Raw genomic sequence first — 10399 nt, 5'->3', positions numbered from 1 at the left:
CCCCCACGCCGGGGACCGGCGGCCGTACCGGGCCGGCGGCGGACGACCCAGCGGTGCGACCCGCCGCCGTACCGCCCCGGCACCGGGACGGTGCGCTCCCGCCCGACCGGCCACGGCCACACGGGGGGACGGCGCGCCGGAACCGGCCGCCCGGGAACGCGCCGCCGTGCCGCCATCCTGACCGGACGGGCTTGCCTCTCAGCTGCGCCCGGTTAACGTCCCACCGCCACCGGCCACCAGCTACCGGCTACTGGCTCCCCGCCTCCGGCCCTGGCCCTGGCCCCCGGCCCTGACTGCTCGCGCCCGCGCCCGGCTCCCAGCCCTCAGCTTCCGGCTCTGGCGGCCGGCGGCCGGTTTCCGGCACCGGCTCCCGGCACTCAGTTCCGGCCTCCGCTGCCGGCTCCCGACTCCCGGCACCCCGCCTGGCCCTGGCCGCTGGCCGCCGGCTCTGGCTCCCGGTTCCCGGCCCCGGCTCCCAGTCCTCAGCTTCCGGCTCCGGCACCCAGTCCCAGTTTCCGGCCTCGGCTCCCGGCCCTGGCTCCCGCTCCCAGCACCCAGTTCCGACCTCCGACTCCGGTTTCCGGCCCCTACCCCGGCCTCCGGCCGCCGGCTCTAGCTCCCTGCTCCCGGCCCCGGCTCCCCGCTCCCAGCCCCCAGCCCTCAGCTCCGGCTTCCGGCTCCCAGTTCCGGCATCCGGTTCCAGGCAGCGGACGGCGGACGGGGTCAGATCGGCGAGAGCAGGTCGGCCCGGCGGCGGTGGGCGGCCGCGGTTCGGGCCTGTCCGGCGGCGTCCTCGGCGCGGGCCAAGGCGCGCAGTACGTCGGCGGTGGCCTCGTCGTGGCCGATCTGCTCGGCCTCGGCGAGGGCGGCGCCCAGGCCGGCCCTGGCCTCGGCGTGCCGGCCGAGCCCGGAGAGCGCCTCGCCGGCCGCGCCGCGCAGCAGGACGCGGCGTGGGTCGGGCTGCTCGCCGGTGCACAGCGCGAGGCCGTGCAGGGCGTGGTCGAGGGCCGGCCCGGGGCGGCCGACCACCAGCTGGTGGCGGGCGAGGTGCTGGCGGGCCAGGGCCACGGTGTGCGGGTGGTCGGCGGCCAGCGCGATCTCCAGGGCCCTGGCCAGCCCGGCGCCCGCGGCGTCGTGCTCGCCCAGCTCGGAGTGGACCGCGGCCAGGTTGATCAGGGCGATCGCCCGCCCGACCTGGTTGCCCGCCCGGGCGGCGAGCTCGGCGGCAGGCTCGAGGCAGGCGGCGGCCTCGTGCAGGCGGCGGTTGGAGACCAGCACCCAGCCGAGCAGCGCCCGCACCTGGCTCTCGCCGTTCAGGTGCCCGGTCTCCACGGCCGCCTCCAGGGCGAGTTGGAGCTGCGGCACCCAGCCGTCGCGGACCCGGCGCAGGATCAGCGGCCACTGGGTGAGCACCAGCCGCCAGGCGCGCTCGGGGCCGGTGGTGGCGATCACCTCGGCGAGCGTCTCGCGGTGCGCGCCGAGCCACCGCATGGCTTCCTCGGGATCACCGAACTCCGGTACGGCGCGCGGGCGGTACCCGTCGGCCAGGGGTTCGCAGCAGGGCCGGCTGGCGGGCTCGGCGCACCTGGCGGCGGCCAGGCCCGCGTGCAGGTACTGGTCGGCGAGCCGGGCGCGGGCGGCGCGCTGCTCGGAACGGTCGGTCTCGGCGGCGAGTTGGCGGGCGTACAGCCAGACCAGGTCGTGCAGGGTGTACTGACCAGCGCCGGTCTCGGTGACCAGGTGGGTGGCGGCCAGCTGCTCCAACGCCTGTTCGGCGTCCCGGAGTTCGAGGTCGGCGAGGGCGGCGGCGGTGTGGGCGTCGACCATCGGCCCCGGGTGCAGGCCCAGGGCGCGGAACAGCCGGGCGGCGGTGGGCGGGAGTTGCTCGTGGGAGATCCGCAGGGCACTGGTGACGCTGATCTCCTCCGCCGCCAGCTGGCTCAACCGGCGCTGCTCGTAGCGCAGTTGCTCGGCGACGGCGGCCAGGCCGCGGCGCGGGTCGGCGGCGGCCTTGGCGGCGGCGACCCGCAGCGCGAGCGGCAGCCCGTCGCACAGGACGGCGAGCTCGCGGACGGCCTCGGGTTCGGCGGCGGTCCGGGCCGGGCCCAGGACGCGGGAGAGCAGCGCCGCGGACTCCTCCGGGCGCAGCACCGGCAGCGGGACGGGGCGGGCGAGTTCGGAGACGACCAGGCCCAGCATCCGGTGGCGGCTGGTGACCAGCGCGGCCGAGTCGGCGCCGGCCGGCAGCAGCGGGCGGACCTGCTCGGACTCGCGGGCGTTGTCGACCACCACCAGCAGCCGGCGCCCGGTGGTGGCCCGCCGGTAGAGCGCGGCCCGACCCGCCAGGGTGGGCGGCAGGTCCGCCGGGTCGGTGCCCAGCGCGACCAGGAACTCGGCCAGCACGTCGCCGAGTTCGCGGTCGGGACGGTCGCTGAACCCGCCCAGGTCGGCGAACAGCACCCCGTCGGGGAAGCCCTCGCCGTACCGGTGCGCCCACTCCAGGGCGAGCGCGGTCTTGCCGACCCCGGCCGGGCCGGTGACCAGGGCGAGCGCCCCGTCCGGCCCGGTGCGCAACGCGTCGCCTAGGGCGGCGAGTTCGGCGTCCCGGCCGTAGAAGCCGCGCGGGGCCCGGGGCAGCAGGTCGACGGCGGCGGGAGCGGCAGCCTCGGCGGACGCGGCGCGCACCCGGGTGGCCGTCCGGGCCGGGGTGCGCTGCGCGGGAGTGCGCTGCGCCGGGGCACCCGCCGCCGGAGCCCGCACCGCCTCGGCAACCGGAGCGGCAACCGACGCCGACGCCGGAGCAGCAGCCGAGGCCGGCCCCGACGCCTCCGCCGGAGCCGCGTCCGGCTCCATGGCACCGCTCCCGCCACTCCCGCCGCTCCCACCGCCCTCGCCGCGCAGGATCCGCTCGTACGCGGCGTTCAGCGCGCGGCCCGGGTCGACGCCGAGGCGGTCGGCGAGCGACTCCCGGGTGCGGTGGTACCAGTCGATGGCGTCGCACTGCCGCCCGGCCCGGAACAGGGCGAGCATCAGCGCGGAGACCAGCGATTCGCGCAGCGGGTGGGCGACCGTCTCGGCGCGCAGCAGTTCGGCGGCGCGGGCAGGTTCGCCGAGCCGCTGGAGGTGGTCGGCGAGCGCCTCGACGGCGGCGAGCCGGTTCTCCTCCAGGGTCTGCCGCCAGGCTTCCAGCGGGGTGCTGTTGACGGTGCCGGTGAGGGCCGGGCCGTGCCACAGGCCGAGGGCGTGTTCGAGGGCGCCGACCACCTCGGTGGAGCGCGGTTCGGTCCGGGCGGCGGCCACCAGCGCCTCGAACTGCTCGACGTCGAGCAGCCCTTCGGGCAGGTGCAGGGCGTAGGCGTCGCCCGCGGTGGCGAGCCGGACGCCGCACTGCTCGGCCCCCGCCCCGGCGAGCAGGGCACGCAGCCGGGAGACGTGGCTCTGCACGACGGTGCGGGCGTTGGCGGGCGGTTCGTCCACCCAGAGGGCCTCGATGAGCTGGGCGACGGACACGGCGCGGTTGCGGCGCAGCAGTAGCAGGGCGAGCAGGCTGCGCCGCTTCTCCGGCCCGAGTTGGAGTCCGCCGTCCGCGCCGTCCGCCGCGACTGCGCCGAGCAGCCGGAATTTCACCGTGTACCCCCCACGTGGTGCTACGTCCGGTCACGGAGGTTATCCGGCCGTTATCCGGTGCACACCACCGGCCCCGGTCGCGGGCGCTCCGACCACCAGGGGGGCGCCGTGCCCGCGGACGCGGCGCCCCCCGGTGGCTCAGGCGTTCCCCTCCGGTGCCCCGGTGCGGTCCGCGACGAACCGGGCCAGCTCGGCGGAGCGGGCGTCGACCTCGGCCTGGGCCTTCGGATCGCGCTTCTCCCCTTCCTTCGCCGCGAGTTGACGGATCATCAGTTCGCGGCTGCGGTCGGACCGGGCGGTGACCCGGTAGTCCCAGTCCTGGCCCGCCTCGGGCTTGCCCGCCAGCCGGACGGTGACCTCGTTCGGCCGGGTGCCCGGCTTGAGGTAGGTGTTCTCCTCGATCGTCCGGATCTGCTCCGCCGCCGGGCTGCCGTCCAGGTCGAACACCCGGCGCAGTGGCAGTTCGGGGCCCTCGCCGGAAACGGTGAGGTGGAGCCGGCCCGGAGTCGGCGCCCCGCCCCCGAGCAGCGGGCCGGCGACGTCCGCGACCGTCGCCATGGCGGTGGTGACCAGTTCGCTGGCCGGGCCGCTGTCGGTCCACGTGCCGCGGTGGATCTCGTACGGTTCCTGAGCGGGCCAGCCGTCCTGTGCTCCGGCGACCAGGTCGTCCAGCGTGACCGGCCCCTCGGCGCCCTTCCGCGCCACGTAGTCGATCACCTTGCGCACCTCGCCCGCCTCCAACCGGTCCTTGCCGGACGTGCCGAGCAGGTCCCCCAGCAGGGCGGAGGTACCGGCCGTGGTGCCGCCGGACAGCTCGACCAGCCGGTGGGTCGCCTTGATGCGGGCGGCGCCGGCGTCGGTGCCGGCGGTGAAGTCGCCGTTGGCGAACGCCTGCCCGAGCCGCGCGGTGCCCACCAGCTGCTCGTACTGGGCGGGGGTGCGGTCGGAGGCGGACGGTACGTGCCCGGTCGGCGGCTTGCTGTCGTCCCCGGCCGCCGGCCTGTCGTCCTTCCCGGCCACCGGCCCGCCGTCCTTCCCAGCCGCCGGCCTGTCGTCCTTCCCGGCCACCGACTCGCCGTCGTTCCCGGCCGCCGGCTTGCTCTTGTCCGGCGTCAGTGCCCGCTCGACCTCGGCGAGCCGCCACGCTCCCTCGACGAGGTGCGGTTCGCCCTCCTTCTGCTTCGGGGTGAACGCCAGGTAGTGATCGCCCGGCACGTCCTTCGCCGTGGTCTCCGCGACGGGAATCTCGACGGTGAAGGGGACGATGCCCTTCTCCGTGACCCGTTCCTTGTTCCCGTTGAAGAACGTCACCTCGACCTGGGCGTAGCCGGTGTAACGCGCCATGTCGTCGGAGTACTTGGCGTTGGAGATCACCTGGCCCGAGTCGCCGTGCCCGTCGCCGTCGCGCCGGACCCGGGACGCCCCGCCGATGAGCGACGGGCTGTTGGAGGTCGGGTCGCCGGTGATCTTGGCGCCGACCTGGCCCTGGGCGCCCGCGTTGTTCGCCGAGAAGTCGTGCCGCACGCCGCCGGAGGCGAGCGTGTTGGCCGGGGCCACGTCGGCCTTGTCGCTCGACCGGCTCTCCAGGGAGACGACCTTCACCCCGAGTTCCACCCCCTTCCCGCCGCCGAACAGGACCTTTTCGGACGGGACCGTCGCCGCCGCCTTCGCGCCCTGGCTCGCGCTGCCGAACAGCGCCGAGACGTGGCTGTGCTTGGTGATCTTCCCGACCTGGGGTTCCATCTTCTGCCAGTCGGACGCGCCGAAGTACTGCGGTCCGCGCAGCCGCACCAGGTCCTGGATGCCGCCGACGTCGCCGAGCCAGCGCAGGATGTCGGTGTCGCGCAGGCCGCTGTCCCAGACCCGCTCCGGCGGGACCCGGACGGTCTCCGGCGCGGGCGGCTGGAGCGAGACGGTCTCCGGTTCCTTGCCGCCGGGGGTCGCACCGGTGGCGTCAGTGTCGGGCTTCGGCGTGACCGGTACGGTCTCGCCGGACTCGACGATGGTCTCGTAGCCGATCACCGCGGTGCGCCGCTGGTGGACCTGGGTGCCGCCCCACGGCTTCCGGGTGATCGTGAACTGGAGTTCCGCCTCGCCCTTGTAGGCGCTGCCGTCCGCCTTGGTCTTGGTGGCGGAGCCGGCCGAAGTGCTCCGGGTCTGGGTGTCCACCTGGTTGTGGCCGTGTCCTCCGGTGCCGATCACGCCGCCCGTCACCGAGACGGCCGGCGCCTGCGGCAGCGGGACGGAGGCCACCGCCCCGAGCACGCCCTGGTGGGTGGTGCCAGTGCCCTTGGTGGTGGCGAAGTTCCGCTGCACGTCGGTGCCCGCGTTGAACTCGGTGGTGCCCGAGTCGCCCAGGTGCTCCAGCTTGTCGCGGAGGACGGCGCGGACCCGGACGGTGGTCCGCCCGGCCCGCACCACGATCTCGTCGCCGGCGGTCATCCCCTTGAGCCTGGACTGGAGCTTGTCGGGCGTGAGTTCCGCTTCCAGCTCGCGGCGGACGTCCGCCCAGTCACTGCCGAACGGGTTGCTCTCCAGCCCGGCCTTCCCCTTCCGGCCGAAGCTCGGCAGCCGCAGGCCGCCGGGCCTCCAGCCCGACTCCACCTGGGACAGGATCGACTCGGCGAGGGGTCGGCCGGGGTTCGGCTTCGCACCGCTGCTCGCCGCCCCGTCCTTCGCACCGGCCTTCGCACCGGCACCGCTGTCGGCGCCCTTCACCGGGGCCGGTGTCGCGGTCGGCTCCACGGTCGGCTTCGCGGTCGGCGTCACGGTCGACGCCGGGTCGGGCAGGCTGTGCACGTCGGTGATGATCGCCGACGAGTCCAGGCGCTTGTGGTCCACGAAGCTCTTCGGCTGCTTCGTCGTGACCCGCTCGGGACGGCCCCCCAACGGCTCGGCGTCGCGCTCCGGAACGGCCACCCGTGCCACCGTGTCCACCTGCCGGGTGACGGTCCCGTGGGACACGCCCAACTGCGTGAACTTGACCTCGACTTCGTAGGACGCGTTGACGTCGAAGAGCACGGCCTTCTCGACGTGCTTGCCGCGGTTCGAGACCGAGCCGATCGTCTCCGTCGCCTGGCCGTAGCTGCGCTCCACCCGGTACCCGTAGCCGGTCGGGATGCTGACGAACGGCGCCTTGATGTTGGCCCGGCCGCCGCCGGTCATCCGGTCGCGGCCGTCGTGCAGGTTGCCCTGGCCGCTCGACGCCCGGGTACCGGACTCGAACTCGTACTTGTCCACCTGGGAGTGGTAGGTGGACTCCCCCAGCCGGGCCCGGACGGTGATCTCGGCCGACCAGGTCTTGCCGGAGACGGTCTGGGTGATCTTCCCGCCGCGGGTGAGCTGGGAGAGCTGGGTCTTGAGCGCGACGCGGTCGAAGCTCGCGTCGATCCGCTGCCGCACCTCGTCCGACGGGCCCTCGTGCTTCGAGCGCACCGCCTGCTCCACCGTCGCACGCACCTTGTCGGCACCGCTCAGGCTGTGCACCACGTAGGACGCGTTCAGCTCCTGCTGCACGCGCATCCGGCTCGGTGCGCGGTGGGTCGCGGCCGGCTTCGGCGCGGCGACGGTGTCCGGCTTCGGCCCTGAGCGCTTGAAGGCGATCACGCCGTCCTCGCTGCGGGGCACCTGGAGCTTCACGGTGTCCCGGACGTCCATGCCCACCTCGGCGCGGACCGTGGCCGAAGCGGCGGGCCGGGCGCCGGGCGCCTCGCCCGGACGGCCGATGTGGACGTCCATGACCAGTTCGGTGCCGTAGATGACCTGCGGCGCGCCGTACTTGCCGCTGGCGTACACCCGGTCGGCCTGTCGGCCCTGCCCGCCGGAGCGGCGGCGCTGCTCGGCGGACGCGTTGGCGGTCAGGTCCAGGCCCGGCGCGCCCTTGACCGGCGTGCCGCCGGCGTAGCCCTGCTCCATGGTCGTGCGCGCGCCCAGCCGGCGGTCCAGGCTGAACGAGCCGGTCTCGTTCACCGTGTTGAGTTCGGCCTTCTCGTCCTGCCTGCGGTAGGTCATGGTCTCGACCCTGGCGACGGCGGTGACGACCAGCGAGTCCTTGCCGGGGATCTTGATCTCCAGGGGCTCGCCGCGGGTCATCCCGGTCAGCCGGGCCGACAGGTTCGGCTGGCTGAACCCGCGCATGACCTGGTCGCGGACGGCGTTCCACTCCTTGTCGCCGAACTTCGCCCGCCCGGCGGCGTCCACCGCTTCGCGCAGCGCCTTCGTGCTCTCCAGGTCGCGGACGACGACGGTCTCGCCCAGTCCGCCCGTGTCGTCGCCGCTGTGCCAGACGCCGGCCGGCGGGCTGACGACCTCGTGCAGCTGCGGCTCGGTGGAACCCTCCGCCTTCGGGGCGGTCCCCTCGGCCCCGGGCGTCGTACCGTCCTTCGGCACCGTCCCGTCCTTCGGCACCGTGCCGTCCTTCGGCACCGTGCCGTCCTTCGGCACCGTGCCGTCCTTCGGCGCCATGCCGTCCTTCGGGTCCGTCCCGGCCTTCGGCTCCGACGTGGCCGGATCGGCCTTCGCCGGTTCGGGCGCCGTGTCCGCGCGGTCGACCAGCAGCCGGACGTCCGCCGTGCCCGCACCGCTCGCGACGGGCTTGCCGTTGAACGACAGGTCGAAGTGGACGGGGCCGTCGTAGACGACGCCGGGCACCTTCGACTTGCTGGTCAGCTGTGCGGTCCGGGCCTCGCCGACGATCGAGACGGTGTCGCGGCCGAGTCGTCCGGCGACGCCCGGAGGAGCGACCAGCCCGGCGTCCGGCTTGACCACGGACGAGAACCCGAGCTGGCCCGCGTGTCCGCTGTTCGAGGACGTGCTGCGCACCTGCTGCATGCTGGTGCCGATGTTGAACTCGGTCTCCTTGGTGGTCCCGACCTGCTTCAACTCCCCGACCCGCGCGGTGATCTCGACCGTACCGAGCGAGTTGCCGCGCCGGTCGGTCAGCGTGACGGAGACCGGTTCGCCCGCCGTCATGCTCTTCAGGTCGCGCTGGAGACGGGCGAAGTCGACCTCGGCGAGGACCTTGTCCCGCATGGCGGGCCAGTCGTTGCCGAACTCCGTCCTGGCCGCGGCCTCCACCTTGTCGAGCAGTGCCTCCACCGGCGGACGGTCGTGCGCCCCACCGCGCGGCGAGAGGTCGAGCACGATCTCCTGTCCGCCGACCCGGCCGTCCCGCAGTCGCTGCGGCGGGACCAGTTGCTCACTGCTCGGCGTGATCTCCGGACGCTGCGGGACCGCGACCGTCAGGCCGAGGTCCACCGTCCCGGTGCGCCCCTTGGACGGGTTGCCCACCGGAGTGCCTTGGTGGCTCAGGCCGTTGAAGTCGACCTCCAGTCGCATCGTCGACCGGAACAGGTCGGCTTCCTCGTTGGTCTTCGACCGTGCCACCGTGCCGCCGAGGTCCATGTTGACCTCGGCCTGTCCACGGTCGTGGTAGTAGGCGACGAGTTCCTGCGGCTCACCGACGCCGCGCGCCTGCCTGGTCTGGGCGCCGATGTTGAACTGCCACGCCGTGTCCTGGGCGGTGCCGAGCGCCACGGTGCGGTCGGCGCCGTCCTCGAACTCGATCTTCTTCTGGCCGATGTACGTCGACCCGGTGACCCGGCCACGCAGCTTGACGCTGCCGCTCCAGCCGTTGCCCTCGAACGAGGCCGTCCACACCTCGCCCCGCGAGAGCGCGCTGAGCATCGGACGCAGCGTCGCCGGGCCGAAGTTCGCGTCCGCGAACGCCTGGGCCGCCGCCCGGTCTCCCGGCACGGTCCGCGCCAGCACGTCGATGACCTCCTTCCGGAGGGCCGTCTCGTGCTCGGTCAGCCCGACCACCAGATCGGTGCCCGCGATCGGCTTCGGATCGACGACGGTGCCCGGGGTCAGCTGCTTCGGCTTGTTCTCGGGTGTCTTGAGCGGCGGCTGCTCCCCTTCCGGCGCCTTGACCTCGGGTTCGGCCGGGGTCTTCACCTCGGGCTCCACGACCGGCGCCTTCACCTCGGGCGCGGGGGCGGGCATGGTGTGGCCGGTCTCCGGGACGACCGGTTGCGGCTCGCTGCCGTCGTAGTGGTTCCCGCGGTGGTACACCGTCACCGGCGTCCCGCCGGGAGGCCCGAAGACCGCCTGGGTGGCGCCGCCGTGGTCGACCACCCGCAGGCGCAGGTTCAACGCGTGGGCGGCTGCCGCCGGCAGCATCTCCCCCTCGTCCGAGCCCCAACGGCGTGACCAGTCGCCAACGGTGTCGCGCAGGTCCTGCTGCTCGCGGGGCGACGGACCCGGCGAGTTGACGGCGAGGTGGTCGGCGATGATCGCCCGCAGCTGGTCGTCGGGCATCCCGGCGAACGCGGGCCGGTTCTCGGCCGGGAGGAACTCCAGGAGCTTGCTCTCGCCCAGGTTCGGCCGACTGAGCAGGTAGTTGCGGTAGTTGGAGACGATCTCGGTCGGCCAGTCCTCGGGACGCAGATTCGCGAAGTGCTGCCCGACCGCGTCCTGCAGACCCCCGGGGTGGCGCTCGGCCAGGCCGGGGAGGCTGCTTTCCAGCGAGTGGATCAGGCAGAGACCGTCACCGGCCACCGGGACGCGCGCGCCGAGCGGCGGGAACTCCGGCTCCGTCACGGGCGCGTGCTCGGTGTGCTGCGCGGGCGTGATCGTGGTGGTGTGCGGCTCCGGCGTGACCGTGGTCGCGTGGAACTCGGGCGTGATCGTGGTGGTGTGCGGCTCCGGCGTGACCGTGGTCGCGTGGAACTCGGGCGTGATCGTGGTGGTGTGCGGCTCCGGCGTGACCGTG

2 protein-coding genes are annotated in these 10399 nt (G+C 74.4%); both read right to left on the bottom strand.

All coding sequences use genetic code 11. From position 1 onward, the window contains the following. Positions 1–723 precede the first annotated feature (723 nt). Positions 724–3627 carry a BTAD domain-containing putative transcriptional regulator gene (locus ACFUEL_RS26610; RefSeq protein ID WP_380239291.1) on the bottom strand — a complete coding sequence of 968 codons (2904 nt, stop codon included), beginning with the start codon at positions 3625–3627 and terminating at the stop codon, positions 724–726. A 138-nt stretch (positions 3628–3765) separates the two neighbouring features. Next, positions 3766–10227 carry a hypothetical protein gene (locus ACFUEL_RS26605; RefSeq protein WP_380239290.1) on the bottom strand — a complete coding sequence of 2154 codons (6462 nt, stop codon included), beginning with the start codon at positions 10225–10227 and terminating at the stop codon, positions 3766–3768. Positions 10228–10399: the final 172 nt, after the last annotated feature.

Origin of the sequence: Kitasatospora sp. NPDC057198, from assembly GCF_042670125.1 — a bacterium.
In the GTDB taxonomy this organism is placed as follows: Bacteria; Actinomycetota; Actinomycetes; order Streptomycetales; family Streptomycetaceae; genus Kitasatospora.
This window is presented reverse-complemented; position numbering and strand designations above follow the sequence as displayed.